At 62.2% G+C, this 20004-nt stretch carries 17 protein-coding genes and 2 tRNA genes; 7 read left to right on the top strand and 12 right to left on the bottom strand.

All coding sequences use genetic code 11. The features are described 5' to 3' along the window. The first annotated feature begins 165 nt into the window (after positions 1-165). Positions 166-239 (top strand) — tRNA-Gln (locus tag ACQKKX_RS17675). A 63-nt stretch (positions 240-302) separates the two neighbouring features. Here ACQKKX_RS17675 and ACQKKX_RS17670 read toward each other — a convergent pair. After that, entirely contained in the window at positions 303-542 is a 240-nt protein-coding gene (locus tag ACQKKX_RS17670; protein WP_427572478.1) for a hypothetical protein, read from the bottom strand. A 188-nt stretch (positions 543-730) separates the two neighbouring features. After that, positions 731-1192: an Lrp/AsnC family transcriptional regulator gene (locus tag ACQKKX_RS17665; RefSeq protein WP_427572476.1), complete on the bottom strand. Its 462-nt coding sequence runs from the start codon at positions 1190-1192 to the stop codon at positions 731-733. Between the two features lie 263 nt (positions 1193-1455). Between ACQKKX_RS17665 and ACQKKX_RS17660 the strand changes: the two genes are divergently transcribed. Continuing rightward, the gene (locus ACQKKX_RS17660; protein ID WP_427572475.1) at positions 1456-2706 is read left to right on the top strand and encodes a D-amino acid dehydrogenase; all 1251 of its coding nucleotides are present in this window, start codon (positions 1456-1458) and stop codon (positions 2704-2706) included. A gap of 64 nt (positions 2707-2770) precedes the next feature. On the opposite strand, the gene ACQKKX_RS17655 is transcribed toward ACQKKX_RS17660, so the two are convergent. Continuing rightward, positions 2771-3004, bottom strand: a complete 234-nt coding sequence (locus ACQKKX_RS17655) for a tautomerase family protein (protein WP_427572474.1) — start codon at positions 3002-3004, stop codon at positions 2771-2773. 329 nt (positions 3005-3333) lie between these two features. Here ACQKKX_RS17655 and ACQKKX_RS17650 point away from each other — a divergent pair, with 329 nt between their 5' ends. Next, positions 3334-3561, top strand: coding sequence for a hypothetical protein (locus ACQKKX_RS17650; protein ID WP_427572473.1), 228 nt, complete (start codon positions 3334-3336; stop codon positions 3559-3561). Between the two features lie 81 nt (positions 3562-3642). Here ACQKKX_RS17650 and ACQKKX_RS17645 read toward each other — a convergent pair whose 3' ends face one another. Continuing rightward, entirely contained in the window at positions 3643-4008 is a 366-nt protein-coding gene (locus ACQKKX_RS17645; RefSeq protein WP_427572471.1) for a hypothetical protein, read from the bottom strand. Positions 4009-4175: 167 nt separating this feature from the next. On the opposite strand from ACQKKX_RS17645, the gene ACQKKX_RS17640 reads away from it, so the two are divergent. Next, entirely contained in the window at positions 4176-5426 is a 1251-nt protein-coding gene (locus ACQKKX_RS17640; RefSeq protein WP_427572470.1) for an NAD(P)/FAD-dependent oxidoreductase, read from the top strand. A gap of 9 nt (positions 5427-5435) precedes the next feature. Here ACQKKX_RS17640 and ACQKKX_RS17635 read toward each other — a convergent pair whose 3' ends face one another. Beyond that, on the bottom strand, positions 5436-6095 hold the full coding sequence (locus ACQKKX_RS17635) for a TetR family transcriptional regulator (protein ID WP_427572469.1): 660 nt from the start codon (positions 6093-6095) through the stop codon (positions 5436-5438). A gap of 158 nt (positions 6096-6253) precedes the next feature. Here ACQKKX_RS17635 and ACQKKX_RS17630 point away from each other — a divergent pair, with 158 nt between their 5' ends. Next, a complete protein-coding gene (locus ACQKKX_RS17630; RefSeq protein ID WP_427572468.1) occupies positions 6254-6466 on the top strand; it encodes a hypothetical protein in 213 nt (70 codons plus the stop codon). 463 nt (positions 6467-6929) lie between these two features. Here the strand turns inward: ACQKKX_RS17630 and rirA are convergent, their stop codons facing one another. From rirA to ACQKKX_RS17610, 4 genes are all read right to left on the bottom strand, one after another. After that, positions 6930-7409 carry an iron-responsive transcriptional regulator RirA gene (gene rirA / locus ACQKKX_RS17625; RefSeq protein WP_427572467.1) on the bottom strand — a complete coding sequence of 160 codons (480 nt, stop codon included), beginning with the start codon at positions 7407-7409 and terminating at the stop codon, positions 6930-6932. Positions 7410-7859: 450 nt separating this feature from the next. Then, positions 7860-8927: a M48 family metallopeptidase gene (locus ACQKKX_RS17620; RefSeq protein ID WP_427572466.1), complete on the bottom strand. Its 1068-nt coding sequence runs from the start codon at positions 8925-8927 to the stop codon at positions 7860-7862. Then, complete coding sequence (locus tag ACQKKX_RS17615; RefSeq protein ID WP_427572465.1) at positions 8917-9990, bottom strand: YjgN family protein; 1074 nt, start codon at positions 9988-9990, stop codon at positions 8917-8919. Before ACQKKX_RS17615 ends, ACQKKX_RS17620 begins: the two co-directional genes overlap by 11 nt. A gap of 263 nt (positions 9991-10253) precedes the next feature. Further along, positions 10254-11759, bottom strand: a complete 1506-nt coding sequence (locus tag ACQKKX_RS17610) for a CoA-acylating methylmalonate-semialdehyde dehydrogenase (RefSeq protein WP_427572463.1) — start codon at positions 11757-11759, stop codon at positions 10254-10256. 117 nt (positions 11760-11876) lie between these two features. On the opposite strand from ACQKKX_RS17610, the gene ACQKKX_RS17605 reads away from it, so the two are divergent. Continuing rightward, a complete protein-coding gene (locus ACQKKX_RS17605) occupies positions 11877-12770 on the top strand; it encodes a LysR family transcriptional regulator (protein ID WP_427572461.1) in 894 nt (297 codons plus the stop codon). Between the two features lie 106 nt (positions 12771-12876). Here the strand turns inward: ACQKKX_RS17605 and ACQKKX_RS17600 are convergent, their stop codons facing one another. The 3 genes from ACQKKX_RS17600 to ACQKKX_RS17590 form a co-directional block, all read right to left on the bottom strand. Then, a complete protein-coding gene (locus ACQKKX_RS17600; protein WP_427572459.1) occupies positions 12877-13545 on the bottom strand; it encodes a helix-turn-helix transcriptional regulator in 669 nt (222 codons plus the stop codon). 518 nt (positions 13546-14063) lie between these two features. Then, positions 14064-14140, bottom strand: a tRNA-His gene (locus tag ACQKKX_RS17595). A 125-nt stretch (positions 14141-14265) separates the two neighbouring features. After that, positions 14266-14658, bottom strand: coding sequence for a phasin family protein (locus tag ACQKKX_RS17590; RefSeq protein ID WP_427572458.1), 393 nt, complete (start codon positions 14656-14658; stop codon positions 14266-14268). 285 nt (positions 14659-14943) lie between these two features. On the opposite strand from ACQKKX_RS17590, the gene ACQKKX_RS17585 reads away from it, so the two are divergent. Next, entirely contained in the window at positions 14944-19641 is a 4698-nt protein-coding gene (locus ACQKKX_RS17585; protein WP_427572457.1) for an ATP-binding protein, read from the top strand. Positions 19642-20004 lie beyond the last annotated feature (363 nt).

Raw genomic sequence — 20004 nt, 5'->3', positions numbered from 1 at the left:
CAACGCCTTTTTGCCGCCCCGCGGCAACGGCCCGCACCGGCCTTTTTCGGCCGTCCACAGGAGGACAAAAGCGCATGAAAGTTTTTTGAAAACGGCCTTTGCAATCGCAAAAACTTTGGTTATAAGCGCCGCACACCGACGAACCGGCGACAAGCCGTTTCCTGCTGGGGAATAGTTCAACGGTAGAACGACGGACTCTGACTCCGTTAATCTTGGTTCGAATCCAGGTTCCCCAGCCAATTCTCCCCTGCAGACAACCGGAACCGCCTTCGCCCGACGCCTCGCCGTGCTGCGCCTTCCCTTCAGATGATGACCACCCTTTCGCCGAACGGCGTGTCCTCGTCGAAATTCTGCGTGCCGATCCGTTCGCTTTCACCGGACAGCAATGCGGCTTCCGTCTCCTCCGATTTTTGCAGAACCGCGCAGTCGTGCGGCTGTCCGTTGTCGGCCTCCCCTTCCAAGGTATCGTGCTGCGACTTCTCCTGATCGGCCGTTATCCGATCCTGGCGGGCCGCCACCCAGACATTGTCCGGTTCGGACATGATCGAAAGGCTGCGATCAACCTGGGACGCCTCGGTTGCGGAGGTTGCGGATATGCGGGTTACGGGGTCCCATGCGCGTCCTCCTGTTTTCTTGCGGGCCTAGAACCAGCCCGGCGGGACCAAGCGCCCCTTAAACAAGCCCCCTTAACAGGAGATAGGCCGCACCGGCCATCATGCAAGCATGGCGCTCACCGCCGGCCCTTCGGCCTCGTTGCCAGCACGTTTCGGATCGAGAAACTGGAATGGATGCGCAGCACGCCCGGCAGGGCAGACAGGATTTCCTTGTGAATGCGCTCGAATTCCAGCGCGCTTTCCACTTCCACCCTCAGCAGATAGTCCGAATCGCCGGTCATCAGGAAGCATTCGCGGATTTCCGGGTATTTTCGGATCGCCGCCTCGAAGCGGTTGAGGTGATCTTCCGTCTGGCGTTCCAGCGTGATGTTGATGATGACGGCGAGCGTGTTGCCGCCGGCGCTTTCGATGAGGGCCGTGTAGCCCTTAATCACCCCGGCCTTTTCAAGAAGCCCGATGCGACGCAGGCAGGCCGAGGGCGACAGACCGACTTCCGCGGCGATCCGCGCATTGCTCATGCGGGCATTGAGCCGCAGGAGGCGGATGATGTCGCGGTCGGTTGCGTCGAGGGCGGACATGCAAATTATTCCTATCTTTCAACGATCGTTGCAAAAAACATTGCTTTGCACAATTAGCAAGCAACAAACGACGGGATATTGCGCGATCCTTTCAATAAGCTTGTGTGAAATGACCTTCGGTCAGGCCTTGGCGAGGCGCAGCGCATTTGCGTGCCTCGCCGAGGGCGCGCCGCCGATCGGTCGCAAACCGTCTCTCCCTGCCGGTGGCCGGCCGGCATGAAACCGCGAACCCCGACAGGAAACCGCGAACCATTGAGGACCGCATGAAAGTCTCCGTTCTCGGCGCCGGCGTCATCGGCGTCACATCCGCCTACCAGCTGGCCAAGGCCGGCCACGAGGTCACCGTCATCGACCGCCAGCCGGGTGCTGCGATGGAAACCAGCTTTGCCAATGCCGGCGAAGTGTCGTTCGGTTACTGCTCGCCCTGGGCCGCCCCGGGCATTCCCCACAAGGCGATGAAATGGCTGTTCATGAAACATGCACCACTGATCCTGCGTCCGAAAATGGATGCGGCGATGCTGTCGTGGATGCTGAAAATGCTGATGAACTGCACGTCGGAACGGTATGCGGTCAACAAGAGCCGCATGCTGCGGCTGGCCGATTACGCCCGCATCACGCTTGCCGATCTGCGTGAGGAAACCGGCATCGCCTATGACGAGCGCATGCAGGGCACGCTGCAGCTTTTCCGCACGCAGGAACAGCTGGATGCGTCCGCCAAGGACGTGAAGGCGCTGGCCGCCGATGGCGTGCCCTATGAAGTGCTGGACCGCGACGGCTGCGTGCGCGTCGAGCCGGCGCTTGCCCATGCGCGCCACAGAATCGTCGGTGGCCTTTTGACCCCGAAGGATGAGACCGGCGACTGTTTCAAGTTCACCAATGCGCTGGCGGCCAAGGCCGAGGCGCTCGGCGTGAAATTCCTCTGGGGCCATACGATCAAGGCCGTCGATATTTCCGGCGGCGCGGTGTCAGGCGTTCACACGGATAAGGGCGACATCAAGTCGGATGCGGTCGTGGTGGCGCTCGGCAGCTATTCGCCGCTCCTGGTCAAGTCCTTCGGCATCAACCTGCCCGTCTATCCGGTCAAGGGCTATTCGCTGACCATCCCGATCACCGATCCGACCCGCGCGCCGGAATCGACCGTGATGGACGAGACCTACAAGATCGCCATCACCCGGCTGGGTGACCGCATCCGCGTCGGCGGCATGGCGGAGATTTCAGGCTATACCAACGATCTGGGCCTTGCCCGCCGCCGCACGCTCGAACACTCCGTCATGGATCTGTTTCCCGGCGGCGAGGCCGGCACGGGCACGTTCTGGTCCGGTCTTCGGCCGATGACGCCGGACGGCACGCCGATCATCGGCAAGACACCGATTTCCGGTCTCTATCTCAATACCGGCCACGGCACCTTGGGCTGGACGATGAGCACCGGTTCGGCACGCCTGATCGCCGATCTCGTCAGCGGCCGTACGCCCGACATCGATGCAAGCGACCTTTCGATCAGCCGCTACAGCTGACCTGCAATTGAAGGCAGCGGCCCCTCGTCGCTGCCTTGCCTGCCGGCTCAGGCAAAGGGCCAGCTCAGGCAAACGGATCGTAACCGGGTTTCTTGTAGATGAGATCGGGTTTGTCCAGGATGTCGGGGCGATAGACCTTTTCCACCCAGTCGGCCGGATCGACATCCTCGATCGCGACCGAGATCGATTTTTCCGCCGAGCCGATCGCGCTTGTCAGCGCCTTCTGGATCTCGTCGGTAAGCGCCTGTTTCTGTTCTTCGGTCTTGCCGGCATACATTTTCACGATCACATGGGGCATGGGTTTACCGTCCTTTCATTCGCCACCCATTGAGGCGGACACAGGGGCGAATTGCAAGACCGGGCCTGATGGAGGCAGGCAGACGTCATTGGCGACACAAACCCGGATAGGTTTGCTCAAAGGCAGGCAGCCGGATCGAAGGCTTCGGGCAGCGGGCTGTGCGGCCAGGACCTTGGCCATCGGGCACCGGACACCGGACACCGGGCATCGGGTCGCCCTGCGGGAACCCGCAGCGAAAACGCGCGTTGCCTGACTATCGAACACGGAACCGGGCGTATCGCGAGGAAAGGCGGCCGTCCCAGTTTTCCCGAGAGATCGGAGCCGCCAACATGCCGTTTGCATCCAACGATATCATCGACAGCGAGGATCTGTCCTTTCTCCATGCGGTCCTGACGGATGTCTGCCGCGAGCGGCAGATCGCCCCCGGCAGCGAGGCCGAAACCCTGGTGGCCGATCAGTTGATCAACTGGTTCCTGTTTGGCATTCGCGATGCGCAGGAGCTGAAGTCCATGCTCGATCCGATGATCGACCCGGCCGAGGCTGCCACGGCTCGGTGAGATAGCGGCTTCCCTGAGCATCGCCGCTGTAGCGGCGGCGGACCGCCTCCCCCTCGTACGTAGGCATCTGCGAAGCGTCGCCTATTGACCCGAACCATTCGAGGGATTGCCGGCAGCGGGCATTTCATCCGGCGCAATGACGCGGGCCTTGCCCGTATCGGGTGCCGGAGTGACAATGTCCGGATCGCCGGTTTGCGGCGGCGTCAGCACGCCGTTGCACTTGTCCAGCTGACCGGAGGCACCGGCATCGCCCTGTGGCAGGCGATCGCCTTTCTGTGACGGGTCGGCGGGGGCGACGCATTCCGGTGTTGCGGCCGGTGGCGCGGATTGCGAGGCCGGGTTATCCCGGTTCCGGACGGGGTTCTGGGCCGACGCCATGTGCGGCAGCAGAACCATCAAACCCATCGCGCCGGCAGCAGCCATCCAATTCGTTCGTTTTCGTGCCATGATAGACCCCTTTCATGTGTCCAACCGATGATGGCGATCTTGGTTCCTGAGCAACGGGCGCTCGCCTGTCCTGCCCATCAGGACGGGCGGGCCGCCGCGCCGGCTTGCCGGCTTCGGCCACGATTGTAAGATGCCGCAATCGGGGCATCGCGCGGGCAGGGTTCATCATGGCAGCAGAAGTTATCGTTCTTGGTGCGGGGATCATCGGCGTGTCGACCGCCGTTCATCTGGCGCGCCGCGGAAAGTCGGTAGTTCTCGTTGACCGTCGTGATCCGGGCGAGGAAACGTCCTATGGCAATGCCGGCCTCATCCAGCGCGAGGGCGTGGTGCCCTATGGTTTTCCGCGGCAGCTCGGCACGCTTGCACGCTATGCGCTCAACACCCGTACCGATGCCTTTTATCACGGCCGCGCCCTGCCGAAGGTGGCGCCGTTCCTGTGGCGTTACTGGTGGCATTCGCGCACCGACCGCCACAAGCGGATCGCCGCAGATTATGCGCGGCTGATCGCCCATTCGATCTGCGAACACGCGGACCTGATCGAGGCCGCCGGCGCTGGGCACCTGATCCGCAAGGACGGCTGGACGGAACTCTTTCGCACAAAGACGACGCTTGACCTCGAACTGGCGGCGGCGCGCGTCAAACAGGCCGATCACGGCCTTGCCTACGATACGCTCGACCGGGCGACGCTCAAGCGCCGCGAGCCGCATCTCGACCACGATGCCTTTGTCGGCGGCCTGACCTGGCGCGATCCCTGGGCGGTGCGGGACCCGCTGGCACTGACACGGGCCTATGTCGCGCTGTTCGAAAAGCTGGGCGGCCGGTTCGTGCATGGCGATGCAACCACGCTGACGGCTTCTGCCGGCAGCTGGATGGTGACGACCGGTGAAGGACCGATGACGGCCAGGGATGTCGTGGTCGCACTCGGCCCCTGGTCCGAAGGCGTGACGCGGAGGCTCGGCTATCGCTATCTGCTCGGCGTCAAGCGCGGCTACCACATGCATTACGGCGCAAGGCAGGGCGCAAAGCTGAATGGCTGGGTGATGGATGCGGAGCGCGGATATCTGCTGGCACCGATGGACCAGGGCATCCGTCTGACGACCGGCGCCGAATTTGCCCTGCGCGACGCGCCGAAAACGCCGGTGCAGCTGGCGCGGGCGGAAAAGCTGGCCCGCACGGTCTTTCCGCTGGCGGACAGGCTCGACGAACAGCCATGGATGGGCGCGCGCCCTTGTACGCCCGACATGATGCCGGTGATCGGCAAGGCGCCCCGCCATGACGGCCTATGGTTCGCCTTCGGCCATGCGCATCATGGCCTGACGCTCGGGCCAGTCACCGGCCGCGTGCTGGCCGAAATGATGACCGGCAAGCCGCCGGTCATCGACATGTCGCCCTACAGGCCCGAACGTTTCCGGGCCTGAGACGAAAGATTACATCGAGGCCGGAAACTTGCCTTCGAAGTAATAGCTTGCCTGCGCACGGGTCAGAGCCTTGAACTGGGCTACCAGAACTTCGGCTTCCTTTTCCGGAACGATCAAGGCCAGACGCAGGGTTGCCGAGGCCATATGGAACATCAGGAACAGGGTGCGGCGATAGGCGTCGCGCATCTGCTGCGGAATGAACTGTTCGGTCGCGTCGTAGAACGTCTCCGACTGATAGCGGGTTTCCTCGATATCGCGGTCGGCGAGCCCCTTGTCGGCCTGGATGGCGTTAAGCAGATCCTGCGTCGACGGGTTCTGGCGCAGATTGTTGTAATAGACGTCGAACAAAGTGTCCGTGGCGTCCAGTGCATCGCTTGCCGACGCGATGCTGCCGATCGACTTGCTGACCATCACGCGGGTCTGCTCGACATAGCGATCATAGAGCATCGCAATGATCGCGGACTTGTTCGGAAAGTATTGATAAACCGAAGCGATCGGCCCACCGGAAAGGGCCGCGATCTCCTTCATGGTGACGGCGTCGATGCCTTTTTCACCAATGAGATGCATCGAAACCTTCAGGATTTCATCGATCCGGTCACGGCTTCTTCCCTGCTTGGGAACGCGACGGAGCGACGTTGAACTTCCACTATCATAACCAAGACCTGGCATACTATTCCTCAAACCGTTATCCCGCGTAGGGTAGCGCCGTCCCCAGACGAGCGAGGTATCCCGATACGCATTTCCAAACCTGACTACTGTACGGATGTGCGCCGTAAACGGATCACGTCCCCCGCATTTTTTATTTCTCACCGCGTGGACGGGACCACATGGTGCTGTTCGACCGCCAGACGCGCCTGCGCCACCGGCCCCTAGCCCTATCCGCACACGGCCGCAAACTGCTGACTGCCTACTCATCAACAGACGAGACTTTGTCAGAAACAGTTTCACCGGCGCCGAAAAATATTTGGATCTGCATGCCGCCAAAGCGGAAGCTGCCCCTGCCCCGCAACACTCATGCGCAACAAGAAACCGACACGTGATTGTAAATGTACAATCACCAAGCACCAGTGTGCTTCAAATCAACTTCAATCAAACCATTAGCATGCAATGCATTTCCGCAGAACAACACTTTTTCGTTATGATACCGCCCCCGTCAAATCACCGCCGCCCCTGGACCAATAAATGCAAACTCATTCTTTATGAGTAATATGTACTTCATCGCTTTCAGTGCTTCAACAAAAATACCCATGTATACATGGATCGAAGTATTTTTTACGCAAAAAAACATATCAAAGCGGGCAGCACCGGGCGCCGCTCTACCCACGGCAGTGAAATTCAAGGCGGTGCGTGAGCACCGCACGTCAAGTCAAAAGCGAATCACCCGTTCCGCGGGGTCGGATTCACGCGCTCGCGCCGATCGCGATCATCGCCGCGCAACAAAAAAGCCGCGGATCGCTCCGCGGCTTCCAAGATCAATGCTGTGCGGTGACGAGGTCGAGAACCTCAGGCAGCCGGCGCCTGCAATGGCGACAGCTCGGCCGGCGGGAACTCGTCAAGCCCCAGCAGGAAGTTGATCTGCGGACGCGCCTTGACCAGATCGTCGATCGTGTAATCGGCCAGGACGTCGAAAAAGGCGTTAAGCGCCTTGCGCAACGCGGCATTGAGACCGCAGCTGTCGACCAGCGGACATTCCGCAACGCCATCCTCGAAACATTCGGCCATGGCGAAACTGTCTTCCGTGACCTTGACCACATCGAACAGGGTGATCTTCGCCGCATCGCGCCCAAGCCGCACACCGCCATTGCGGCCGCGCACGGTTTCGACGAGACCGGCCTTTGTCAGTGGCTGCAGGATCTTGAACAGGAACAGTTCGGACACGCCATAGGCTCTGGCGATCTCGGGAATTCGGCTCAAATGGCCATCATTGGCCGCGCAATACATCAGCATGCGAACGGCATAATTTGTCTGTTTGGTCAGGCGCATCTTCGTCTCCAGAGACTTTCGGAGTCCTATATAGGAGCTTTGCTAGTTTTGAACAATTCCAAAAAACAAAATTGTCCGGGACCGTCGCAGCCCTATCCCGTCGATCGAGAAAGGCGACAAAGGCGGATCACACGCAATGGTGATTTTACTACTCCAGTTTCTCTTATAGGCCCGATCGCCGCTGCGGCACAAGCCTGCGCATGCCGGCTGTGGATATGTCAGGCCTGCCCGCCCCCAGTCATCGCGCGGTCATGCTGCGGAGAAAAACCAGAATGCGACGGACAGGAGAGTGCCGGCCGTGACAAACGCAAAGCCCAGCTTGCCCAGCCGCGCACGGCGTGCACGCCGGGCGTCCCATTCGTAAACCATGACGGAAGCCCCCAAACTAGTTACTCGGCTTCTTAATTAGCGGCGTCTCGCAGCAGGTCAATGTCCCAGACCTGCACATCGTCACCGATCCTTAACGTCACCTTCAAGCTGCTGAGCATAATTACGGATATCGGCTTGCCGTGCCGGCGTCCCCGGATGGGTGGACAACATATTGGTATCGCCGTGATCGCCGAGCTTTTCCTCCAGGATCGCGAAGAAGCGTGCAAGCGCCGCAGCCTCGTATCCGGCAGCCTTCATCAGTTCGACGGAGCGACGATCTGCCGCTTCTTCGGCGTCGCGGGAATAGGAAAGCGCCACCAGTGTTCCGCCCTGGGTTAGGATATCCTCGACGCCGGAGCCGACATCGCCGGCAATCAGCATGACGAGCGCAGCAAAACCGGCGACCCGGTAGATCTGTCGCAGGCTGTGCTCCCCTTCCACATGGGCGATCTCGTGGCCAAGCACGCCCAGCACCATCTGGCGGTCGCCATCGGCAAGCTTGACGAGCGCGTCGGTCAGGACAAGCGTGCCGTCCGGCAGAGCAAAGGCATTCGGCCCCATCACCGGCGCATCGCGAAACGTCAGCTTGTAGGCTTGCGCGCCACCCCGGGCATGGGCGGCCAAACGGGCAAACTCGGCGCGGATCGCCTCCTGCTCCTGCGGTGGCAGCGCGGTCTGGCTCAGCAATGTCTGGTCGAGCGAGGCGAGCGTGCTTGCGCCGATCATCTGCGGTACGACCGGCGGCGTCACCAACACGGCGATTTCGACCATGACCGGCAGCGCATAGCGATAGATGCCGATCGCCAGAAGGAAAACCGCAAGCGTGAACGCGATCAGCCGCGGATGGAACTGTTCGAGCCGGTGGACCAAACCACCACGCCGTGAACCGTGGCGACTGGTGACAGCGTCGATCGCCTTGTTGTCGCGCGTTTCGAAGACGGAGCCGTCGAGGAATGTCAGGCGCCTGGGGATCGAACCCACCCGCTCGCTGATCTCGACCTCTTCGTGCAGACCGGAGGTCAGCGCCAGCGCATCGGCGGCAACGACCAGACGGCCGTCCTTTTCACGAAGATCCGCGGCGACGGCGCGGCTGGAATGGGCGGGATGCCATTCGCCGCGCGCAATCACCGTGTCGTCGTCAGAAGCCAAAGTCGAAGCCTTCCAGATCGAGATATTCGGCACTGACCGCAGAACCGCTGGCTTCCATCGAGGACAGGACCTCACCCAGATCGCCGACAACGATGACGCCCGTGTGAATGGCCATGAAGCGCGCCATGCGCACGGCCGCCCAGGGGCGCATCAGGCTGAGCGTCAGGACCGTGACGATGACGTTGGAGATGGCGATCCAGGCATACTGGAAACGCGGAGCATCGCTGACCAGCCGGTGGCGGCCGTCGAGCGTGGTGGCGTTGAACACGACGTTGCGCACACCGATGCGATACAGCAGGCCGGCAAGGCCATAGGCCAGGAACACGAACAGGATAGCCCAGTGGAAGACGCTGAAACCGGCCATGCCGTCGACCATTTCCGTCTCGGTCATGGTCGAGGCGGCGGAAGCGATCATTGCGCCAAGGCCCGCCACCAGCACCGTTCCGAAGACGATCAGCACCGCCGGCAGGATCCAGACGCGGTACAGCGCGCCGATCTTCGGATCGGTCGCAAACGGGCGGTCGCCGTAATGCAGGTTGTTGAAGACGTAGCGCCAGACCCAGCGGCTGGACAGCGGTGCAAGAATGCCGAAGGAGAGCGAAGCCACCATGCTGCCGAGCAGAATGGAGACGAAAGCGCCGCCGACCGAGCCCGTGAAATTGAATCGCACGTTGCGATAGCTGGTGACGCGGGCGCTGAAGCGCAGGCTGCGCTGGATAAGCCACGGCAAGGCCACGAGGATAAGTACGAAGACGATCAAGGCGAAGGGCGGAAATATCGTCGACAGTATGTTGGTCACGAGGAAGAAGCCGACGACGATCAGCCGGCCGATGAAGATCTGCTTGCCGGTGGCATGATAGTCGAAGGCGCGGTCGGCGATCACCGTATTGCCGTAGAAGTAACGGTTGCGGCGCACCTTTGCCCAGGCCGAGTAAATCCCGAGCGTCACGATGGTGAGGAGTACGTTGACGATCCAGATTCCAAAGTATTCGCGCGCATTGCCCGTAAAAGAAGCGCGTCTCACAGAACCGGCCGCGGACGGCGCCAAGTCAGAAATCGACATGTTTGTTTTCCCGATCCTCGAAACCCGCGTGATGATCATCCTCGCCACACGCTGCGGCAGATACCTGAAAATCAATCGATTTCAATCGCGGAATGACGACAGGGAAGTTTTACCCTCCAGCGGAGTATCTTTTCGAGTCCCATCGGAACCGAAGGGCGAGCCTCGTCCCGCCTCGTTTGGCCTTCAGTCGCTGACCGCCTTCCGGAGCGTTAAATCCTGCTGCGCGCGCCCTCCGCTGCCTTCGTGAAAAGTTTTCGGCAGGATCACTTCATGACAGGCATGACGAATTCGGCGCCATCCTTGATGCCGGAGGGCCAGCGGGCGGTCACGGTCTTGGTCTTCGTCCAGAACCTGATCGAGTCGGTGCCGTGCTGGTTGAGGTCGCCGAAGGAGGAAGCTTTCCAGCCGCCGAAGGAATGGTAGGCAAGCGGCACCGGGATCGGCACATTGATGCCCACCATACCGATATTGACGCGGGAAGCGAAATCGCGCGCCGCATCTCCGTCACGGGTGAAGATGGCGACGCCGTTGCCGTATTCGTGGCTCATCGGCAGTGCGAGTGCGTCTTCGTAAGTCCCGGCACGCACGACGGAGAGGACCGGCCCGAAGATTTCCTGCCTGTAGATATCCATGTCGGGCGTGACATGGTCGAACAGCGTGCCGCCGACGAAATAGCCGCCTTCATATCCCTGCAGCTTGAAACCGCGGCCATCGACCAGAAGCTTTGCGCCCTCCTCGACACCCCGGTCGATCAGGCCCTCGATCCGCGCCTTGGCCTCCCTGGTGACGACCGGCCCCATGTCGGCCTTGTCGTCGGTAAAGGGCCCGATCCGCAAGGCCTCGATCTTCGGCACCAGCTTTTCGACGAGACGGTTGGCGGTCTCCTCGCCCACGGGAACGGCAACCGACACCGCCATGCAGCGCTCGCCGGCCGAGCCGTAGCCGGCACCCATCAACGCATTGACCGCCTGATCGAGATCGGCATCCGGCATGACGACCATGTGGTTCTTGGCGCCGCCGAAGCACTGTGCGCGTTTGCCGTTCGCAGCCGCGGTGCCGTAAACATAACGGGCGATCGGGGTGGAGCCGACAAAGGAGATCGCGCCGATATCGGGATCGGTCAGCAGCGCATCGACGGCGTGCCTGTCGCCATTGACGACATTGAGAATGCCGGCCGGCAGCCCCGCCTCGATCATCAGCTCGGCCAGACGCAGCGGCAGGGACGGATCGCGTTCCGATGGTTTGAGAATGAAGGCGTTGCCGCAGGCGATTGCCGGTGCGAACATCCACATCGGGATCATGCCCGGAAAATTGAAGGGCGTGATCCCCGCCCCGATGCCGACCGGCTGACGGATCGAATACATGTCGATCGCCGGTCCCGCCCCTTCGGTGAATTCGCCCTTGAGCAGATGCGGCGCACCGATGACGAATTCGCAGACTTCCAGGCCGCGGACGATATCGCCCCTGCTGTCCTCGACTGTCTTGCCGTGCTCCTTCGACAGCATCGCCGCCAGTTCGTCCATATGGGTATTGAGAAGGTCGACGAAGCGGATGAACACGCGGGCGCGGCGCTGCGGATTGGTGGCCGCCCATCCGGGCTGGGCCTGACGGGCACTGGCGACGGCGGCGCGGACCTCATCGACGTCAGCCAGCGCCACCTGAGCCTGCACCTCGCCGGTCGCCGGGTTGAATATGTCGGCATGGCGGCCGCTGGCGCCGGCAACGCGCTTGCCATCGATGAAATGGCCCAGAACTGTCTGTGTCGTCATGATCGTCCTCCATTCGTTGTCGGGAAGGATGACATTAGCATTTGCACAGGGCAACGCCGTGATTTACGCATCCGTTGTGCAAATTTCGACATTATGCGCCAAGGAGTGGGGACAGAAGTGAACTGGGACGATGTCCGACTCTTTCTCGCAGTCGCACGCAGCGGGCAGATTCTGGCCGCGTCCCGGCGGCTCGGCATCAACCATGCGACGCTCGGTCGCCGGATCACGGCGCTTGAAGCGGATCTGCAGGTGCAGCTTCTCGTTCGCCGCACCAGCGGCTGCGAGCTGACGCCGCACGGTCAGGCGCTTTATGCCGCGGCCGAGCGGATGGAGGCGCAGACGCTGGCGATGCAGGCCATTGGCGGTGCCGGCGCCGACAATGCCGTTATTGCCGGCACGGTGCGCATCGGTGCGCCGGACGGATTGGGCGTTGCGGTGCTGGCTCCTCGACTTTGCGAACTGACCGAGCGTCATCCGCAGCTGAAACTGCAACTGGTGCCGGTGCCTCGGTCGTTTTCGCTGTCGCAGCGCGAGGCCGATATCGCCATCACCATCGAGCGGCCGCAGCAGGGTCGACTGATATCCGCCAAGCTTGCGGATTACACGCTCGGTCTTTACGCCGCACCGACCTATCTCGACAGGAAAGGCCGGCCGAGCACGGTGGAGGAGCTGCGCCGGCATGCGCGCATCGGCTATGTCGAGGATCTGATCTTTTCCCCCTCGCTACATTTCACCGCCGAGGTGATGCGCGACTGGGACGCGGGTTTCGAAATCTCGAGCGCGATCGGCCAGGTGCAGGCAGTCCGCGCCGGAGCGGGCATCGCCATCCTGCACGATTACATTGCCGGCACCGACCCGCTGCTGGAACGGGTGCTGCCGGACATCACCATCCGGCGCTCCTATTGGACGACCTGTCATGAAAGCATGCGCGACCTGCCGCGCATCCGTTGCGTGGTCGCCTTTCTCAAAGAAACGATCGGCCGCCTGGGCCTTGCCGCTTCGAACAGCTGACCCTTGCCGGGAGGGCGCCGGCCGCCGGACTGCGGGTTAGAGCGCGCCGGCGAGAGAAGAATTGCCGGCGCCGGAGATTAGCGGCGCGGAACGGATCGTTGCCCGCTTAGTCGGCGTGATGATCCGGGGTGACATGGCCGAGCCGGTAGGCCATCAGCATTGCCGTCAACTGTACGAGATTGCGGGCCCCCATACGGTCCTTCATACGCTCGATGCGGTGCTCGACCGTGCGCGGCGACACGTTGATCTGGGCCGCGATCTCCTTGGCGGTCGCGCCTTCGACAAGCAGTTGCACGATCGATTCGTCCGTCAGGTCCAGTTCCGCATGCTTTTGCGGTGCTACGAACATGAAACGGCCCATGGTGGAGGTAATCACCCATTCCGGCCGGGAAGCGTTCTTCTGCGGCAGCATGATGCGGTCATAACCGACGCTCAGCCCCATCACTTTGGTCGTGACCACTTCGATGACGGGCTGCTGCGTCTGGATGACTTCCTGCATGCGCGGAACGACCGCCTGCTCCATGAACTGCCGGTCCGAGACGTCGCCCAGCGGGCCATCGGGAAGCAGTTTCGACATGTCCAGCAGGCGTGATGCGAAACCATAGGTACGAATGGCGCGCATGCGCCATTGCCAGGGATCCCCGTCATCGACACGGATCAATGTCAGGCGCATGCGCGCCGAAAGAAGATCCACTACGCTGCGATAGATATCGATAGCATCGGCAGGACGGTTGGGATCGGATGCAAGCCAGGCATCAAGAAGCTTGCGGCTCACGACAGCAAAAGGAGTCTCTTTAGGCATAAGATAAGATGAAGTACCCAGCTAAAAACTGAGATCATACGAGCCGAATATTTTTGCCCAGACAAGCAGAAAATGCTTTTAAACGTAGATGCTTAATTAGTTTTCCCGGACTATTGCGACGCTGACGCGAAAACGACGACCGAAGGTTGCCGAATTCCCGAAATGACCCACTTCCTTCTCAAAATGGTAATAAATTATTCACCGAAAATCTCTGTAAGAAGAGCGGAAACAACGGTTTTTGAAGCCAAATAGACCTCCAGTCGCCACAGTTTCGCCCTAAACAAACATGGGTCGCGAAACGGGCCTATACTGAAGAAGCGGGATTTTTCATTATTTCGGATGGGCAATACATTGGCAGCGGCGTCACCGCTTCCCCGATCCGCGCAATCGGACCGCAGGGTCGCGATGCGACGGGAATGCCTCGAGGGGAAAACAAATATCCCCTCTCCGCGACAGTCGACCTAACAGAATGACTGACGGGAAGAGGGGAATGGTACGGTTGAGTGGGGTCGAACCACCGACCTCAGGTGCCACAAACCTGCGCTCTAACCAACTGAGCTACAACCGCACATCAGACGCGCTTGGCGTCTGCGGCTCACATACGAGGATCGAACTCGTTTGGCAAGCCCCTAACATCCGCAGATGACAGAAAGAACCGCCCCTGCCCGTGCATGCTGCGTCTGACCGACCGGCCTATCGTCCGGCAAAGCCGGTGGCGGCCGGCTCCCGCGCTTGCCGGGCGGGCCGCAGCATACGGTCCGCCGCGCTGTGGGCTGCGGCCTGCAGATGGCGCAGCTGCGCCATCGACAATGCCACATGCCGGTGCAGAAATGCGGATTGCAGTTCGAACAGCTCGGCCGGGGAACGAACGTCCCGCATCGCCCGCGCATGGGCGAGCGACAAGGAGGCGACGTCGCACACCAGGCTGGTCGTCTGGCGACCGAGCGCGAGCGTGTCGTCGTGCGCGTCCACAAGCAGTTCCTCCACAGTTTTCGTGGCTTCGGCAGTCACTGAATGAAAACCGGAAAAGGCGATGCGCGCCCCCTCGACCGCCGCTGTCGCCACGAGGTCGAAGCGCTCGGCCATCCCGGCGGATCGAAAGGGGAAAATCGAAACATATCATGGGTTTCTTCAGCCATACCATGTCCTCCTCGACACTGGTTCGGCAGCAGATGCTGGCTCCTCACCCATTATATCTAACATCGCTAATTGTGCGATGCAATATCGTTGTGCGCCGCACCCTCCGGCGTTAACCCTCTTGCCCGATAGCTGGGGGCCAAAGGTGGACCGCAGCCCCCTGTGAAGTTACTAACAATATGTTAACTTGGCATATCGCCGCGTATCTGGCGAAGGTGCTCCCAGGGTTCGTTCATGTCCGCTGTCCAGTATCCGTTTATCGACATCGCCGTTCATCCGCGCATTCGCGCGCGCTTTTCCGGCGGCGAGGCGATCGTGATTTTCTCGCCCGACATGAAACATGCGCTGTGGGCGAATGGGCGCGGCGCCGAACTGTTTGGCCACGAAAACATCTATGATTTTCTCGACCATGGCACGGCGCCGGTGGATGTGTCCTTCCGCCAGGCGGAAGCGGCCGCGCGCGGGCTGAAGCAGGACGGCGAGAGCCGCGCCTTTGTCATGCGCGTCACCAGCGGCTTCCAGCGCACCACCGTCACGGCGACCTGCGAACGCGTCACCATTGGCCGCGATCACGCGATCATGGTGGCCGCCCCGGCGCCGGAGGCGGCGATATCGCCGATCCAGTGCGCGGCACGCATGATCGAGGGTTTCGACGACACCGATACGCACCGCGCCGTACTCGACCAGAATGGCCAGATCCTGGCGGCCTCGCCGCGCTTTTCCGCACTCGACCTGACGCCGCATACCGCCCGCATGCTGGTCAACATGGCGGCCGTGAATGCCGATGGTCTCGTCAAGCGGCCGGTGCCGACCCGCATCGGCTACCTACCCGCCGCCATGGGCAAGGTCTCGGATGACCCGGCCATGCACCTTCTGTTCATTGTCGAGCCGGATGCGGAATCCGGCCTCGCCATTGCGATGGAAGACCGTCTTGGCGGCGAGGAGGCTGCGGGCGCGATCGATCCGCCGGCACACATTTCCGCGCCCCCTGCCCGACAGGACAGATCCGCCGATGGCTATGTCGAGACGCTTGATGCGCTGGCCGACATCGCCGACGTCGATGACGAACCGGTGGAAGAGGCGGAGTTCCGCCCTTCCGACGCCAGCACGAGCGCCAGCCTCGAAAAGGGTTCTGCGACGGAGCAGGCCATGGCCGAGGTGCGGCAGGCTTTGCAGGACAGCTTTGCCGCCCATTCCGATGCACGGCATGATGCAGACAATGACGCGGAGACGCCAGCATCGTCGGCTGACGGCCAGCCGGACGCGACGCCTGTTTCCGAAGCCGCGCATACCGATGCGGCGCCGGTTGGGCCGACACGGGCATCCGATACCCCGTCCACCGCTGCCGAAGGTTTTCAAATACGCGGATCCAAAGCCGAGGGCGGCGCGGCCGGGACATTCGGTCCGCAGACATCGGATAAAGACACATCAGGCCCAGGCGCACCAAGCATGGGCGCACCGGACATGGGTCCGTCCGACGCGGGGACATCCGGACCGCGGATTTCCGGTGAATGGACAGCGGCGGCAAACGCATCCCGAGGGGGTACGGGCGATCCGACGGATCGGGCCGGCAGCGATGCCGCGACGACGCCGGCAACACCGGCGACGATGTTTGGCAAAGCCAGGTCATCCCATGCCGAACCCTTCGTGTTTTCGCCCGACATGCGCGCCACGCGTTTCGTCTGGAAGATCGATGCCGAGGGTCGGTTCAGCGAAGTGTCCAGCGAGTTTGCCCGCGTCGTCGGGCCGCATGCCGCCGATATCGCCGGACTGTCCTTTTCGGATCTTGCGGCCCTGTTCAATTTCGACCCCGACGGCAAGATCGGCGAGCTCTTGCGTCGTCGCGACACCTGGTCGGGCAAGACCATCTGGTGGCCGATCGAGGGCACGACGCTGAAAGTGCCGGTCGATCTGGCGGCGCTGCCGACCTATACGCGTTCGCGCGAGTTCGATGGTTTCCGTGGGTTCGGCATCGTGCGGGTGGCAGATGCGGCGGAAGATCCACTGGCGATCGGCATCACCCTGACGCCGGCCCCAAGCCCCGCCGAGATGGCTCCACTGCCGCAAGAGGGTGAGGAAAGCCTGAACGACGCGGTGGTAGATACCGCGTCGCAGGCACAGGACGGGACGCAGCCGGAAATTGAGCGGCAGACGGCATGGTCACATGCCACGTCCGGCGATCCGGAACCCGCAGGCGCTGATGCTGGCTTTGAAGCCGTCGATAGCGATGATGGGGGCTATGACGCGGGCAACAGGCCAGGCAAGGGGGCTGGTGACGACAGCGCGCTTGCCCAGGACGTGTCACCCGTCGCAGCAGCGGGCGCGGTGTCCGATCCGCGGATGGAAAAGCCGGCACTGCGTCTTGCCGACACGCCGACGAACCGCCATTCCGACAAGGTCATCCGTTTCGAGGAACGCCGCTTTCGCCGGGATGGGCTGACGCCCGGCGAACAGGCCGCCTTTGTCGAGATCGGCCGTCGCCTCGATCCGCAGGCGGCGTTCGTCGAGGGGACTGTGGACGAGACCGGCCTCGGTCCGGACGAAGGCCGCGCGGAACAACGGCCTGCGCAAGAGATCTGGCACGACGACGCGCTGCCGGCAGCGGCGCGTCCCGCCAACGAAAACGCCCGCCGCGACAGCGAGACACCGTGGCAGGAAATGCCGCTTGCCGACCGCGACGCGCAGGCACCGGTCGAGCAGACCTTGGGCGCCGCATCCGAAAAGGACCGCGAACCGGGTACCGATGCGACCACGGACAGCATCACGGCAGCAAGGCAGCATGGCGGCCACGCCTCCGACGTGTCTATCGTGCGGGATGCAGACATCGACGGCGATGCCGAGCGTGAAGCCGATCCAGCCACTGCCGATCCCGTTGCCGATGCTGCTGCCGGCGCGGTTTCCGATCCCGGCGCCGAGGATGAGGTCGAGCAGGATCCCGGTCATGCGGGCGAGCGCGCCAATCCTGACGAGACACTCGCCCACGATGCCGAAGATAACGCCGGTGACATTGACGACCGGATGGGCGACGATTTTGTTGAACATGCATCGGCGAGCGATGACGGGGCCAATGAAGCAGGCGATACGCTGGAAACCGGCGACCTAGAAGAGGCTGCGGCAGCAGGCGGCGACGAGGCAACGAGCGGCGGCACCACCGGCCCGAACGGGCAAGCGGATGCCGACGCGACCGATGCCGACGCGCTGCCGCTTCTCGATCAGGCGCCGGTCGTGACCGACGATCGCGCGCCATCGGATAGCGATCGTGACGAGGCGTCGCCCGATACGGGGCCAGGGCCTGCCGATATCATTCCGGTGCGCGCGCGGCTCGGGCTGACGGCGGATATTCTCGATCAGATGCCGGTCGCCCTTCTCGTGCATGCCGGCGACCGTCTGTTTCATGCCAATGCCGAATTCCTGCGGCTGACCGGTTATGACAGCCTGCAGCAACTGGAGGCGCTCGGCGGTCTCGATGTGCTGTTGCAGCGTGACGAACTCGAGGCCACGACCGCGGAAGCGGGTGGCATGGTGGTGGTGCGGGCAGATGACACGCTGGTGCCGGTGAGCGCGCGGCTGCAATCGATCCGTTTCGAACAATCCACCGCTCTGATGCTGGCGCTGATGCCGGTTGCGGCAACGACGGCGCTCAAGCAAGCGCCGTCTGCGCCCACAGCCTCTGCGCGCTTCGGGTCCGAGCCTGGCCTGGCCGAACCCGTCACGCCCTCACCTGCCCACGCAGACGTCACGCCCGCCTCCGACGAACGGGCCGTCGACGAGGGCTCGGCCGCAGCCGCGGCGGCAGCGGCCGAAGTGTCGCGTCTCCAGGTCGAGGTGGACGAGTTGCGCTCCATCCTCGAAACCGCAACCGACGGCGTTGTCATCATCGGGTCGGAAGGCGACGTGCGCTCGATGAACAAGGCGGCAAGCGCCCTCTTCAACTACGACAATGACGAAACCGCCGGCCGCCCCTTCGTCATGCTGTTTGCGCATGAAAGCCAGCGTTCGGTCATCGATTATCTCGGCGGGCTGGCCGGCCACGGCGTTGCCAGCGTGCTCAACGACGGGCGCGAGGTGATAGGACGCGAAGCAGGCGGCGGTTTCCTGCCGCTGTTCATGACCATCGGGCGGCTCACCTCCTCCAACGGCTATTGCGCGGTGATCCGCGACATCACCCAGTGGAAGCGCACGGAGGAGGAGCTTCGCAACGCCAAGCGCGCCGCCGAGACGGCGAATGCGCACAAGAGCGATTTTCTTGCCCATGTGAGCCACGAGATCCGCACGCCGCTCAATGCCATTATCGGCTTTGCCGACATGATGGCCACCGAGCGGTTCGGGCCGATCGGTCATCCGCGCTATATCGAATACGCCAACGACATCGGCCGTTCCGGCCGCCACGTGCTCGACATCGTCAACGACCTCCTCGATATTTCCAAGATCGAGGCCGGCGAGATGGATCTGGAATTCGAGGCCGTGGGTCTCAACGAGACGGTGTCGGAAGCGGTCTCCATCATCCAGCCGCAGGCCAATGGCCAGCGGGTGATCATCCGCAGCGCGCTGTCGCAGGCCGTGCCGCAGGTGGTCGCCGATCTGCGCTCGATCAAGCAGATCGTTCTCAACATCCTTTCCAACGCCATCCGCTTCACGCCCTCGGGCGGGCAGATCGTCGTCTCGACGGCACTGGAACCGAACGGCAATGTCATCCTGCGCATTCGCGACACCGGCATCGGCATGACGCGTTCGGAACTGGAAATGGCGATGCAGCCATTCCGGCAGGTGACCGGTGCGGCGCGCAAGCGCGGCGACGGCACCGGGCTTGGCCTGCCGCTGACCAAGGCGATGGTGGATGCCAACCGCGCATCCTTCGCCATCTCGTCGACGCCGAACGAAGGCACGCTTGTGGAAATCACCTTCCCCTCGCCCCGCGTCCTTGCCAACTGAGCGGCGAGCGTTTGGGCAAAAAAGAAAGGCAGCCGAAGCTGCCTTTATATAAGTTGATGCTGCTATCCCAACGACGGGAAAAAAGTGTCAGACGGTGAAAGCGAGCGCCAGACCCGGCAACATTCGCTTTTCCGTTCGGTGTTAACCTTGCACGAAGAGGTCTTAACCAGCGGTAAATTTTCTCGTTATCCGCCAGGTAAAAGGCGCATTTTACGATAGAGAATCATCTATCTCCCGCAAAGAGACAACGAAATGTGTATGCGCGGCCGCGCCATGTGCCGAAGCGGGACAGGCGGGCATCCTCTCGTCACCCGCCGGGTGATGGAATTTCGCCATTCCGTTCGGACAATCACCGGTGGCATT

It is taken from the genome of Neorhizobium sp. NPDC001467, from assembly GCF_050275975.1.
GTDB lineage: Bacteria > Pseudomonadota > Alphaproteobacteria > Rhizobiales > Rhizobiaceae > Neorhizobium.
This window is presented reverse-complemented; position numbering and strand designations above follow the sequence as displayed.

Excerpts from the sequence above, each read along its gene's own strand:
- ACQKKX_RS17670 (WP_427572478.1), bottom strand. The coding sequence starts at position 542 with ATGTCCGAACCGGACAATGTCTGGGTGGCGGCCCGCCAGGATCGGATA.
- ACQKKX_RS17665 (WP_427572476.1), bottom strand. The coding sequence starts at position 1,192 with ATGTCCGCCCTCGACGCAACCGACCGCGACATCATCCGCCTCCTGCGG.
- ACQKKX_RS17660 (WP_427572475.1), top strand. The coding sequence starts at position 1,456 with ATGAAAGTCTCCGTTCTCGGCGCCGGCGTCATCGGCGTCACATCCGCC.
- ACQKKX_RS17655 (WP_427572474.1), bottom strand. The coding sequence starts at position 3,004 with ATGCCCCATGTGATCGTGAAAATGTATGCCGGCAAGACCGAAGAACAG.
- ACQKKX_RS17650 (WP_427572473.1), top strand. The coding sequence starts at position 3,334 with ATGCCGTTTGCATCCAACGATATCATCGACAGCGAGGATCTGTCCTTT.
- ACQKKX_RS17645 (WP_427572471.1), bottom strand. The coding sequence starts at position 4,008 with ATGGCACGAAAACGAACGAATTGGATGGCTGCTGCCGGCGCGATGGGT.
- ACQKKX_RS17640 (WP_427572470.1), top strand. The coding sequence starts at position 4,176 with ATGGCAGCAGAAGTTATCGTTCTTGGTGCGGGGATCATCGGCGTGTCG.
- ACQKKX_RS17635 (WP_427572469.1), bottom strand. The coding sequence starts at position 6,095 with ATGCCAGGTCTTGGTTATGATAGTGGAAGTTCAACGTCGCTCCGTCGC.
- ACQKKX_RS17630 (WP_427572468.1), top strand. The coding sequence starts at position 6,254 with ATGGTGCTGTTCGACCGCCAGACGCGCCTGCGCCACCGGCCCCTAGCC.
- rirA (WP_427572467.1), bottom strand. The coding sequence starts at position 7,409 with ATGCGCCTGACCAAACAGACAAATTATGCCGTTCGCATGCTGATGTAT.
- ACQKKX_RS17615 (WP_427572465.1), bottom strand. The coding sequence starts at position 9,990 with ATGTCGATTTCTGACTTGGCGCCGTCCGCGGCCGGTTCTGTGAGACGC.
- ACQKKX_RS17610 (WP_427572463.1), bottom strand. The coding sequence starts at position 11,759 with ATGACGACACAGACAGTTCTGGGCCATTTCATCGATGGCAAGCGCGTT.
- ACQKKX_RS17590 (WP_427572458.1), bottom strand. The coding sequence starts at position 14,658 with ATGGCCGAGCGCTTCGACCTCGTGGCGACAGCGGCGGTCGAGGGGGCG.
- ACQKKX_RS17585 (WP_427572457.1), top strand. The coding sequence starts at position 14,944 with ATGTCCGCTGTCCAGTATCCGTTTATCGACATCGCCGTTCATCCGCGC.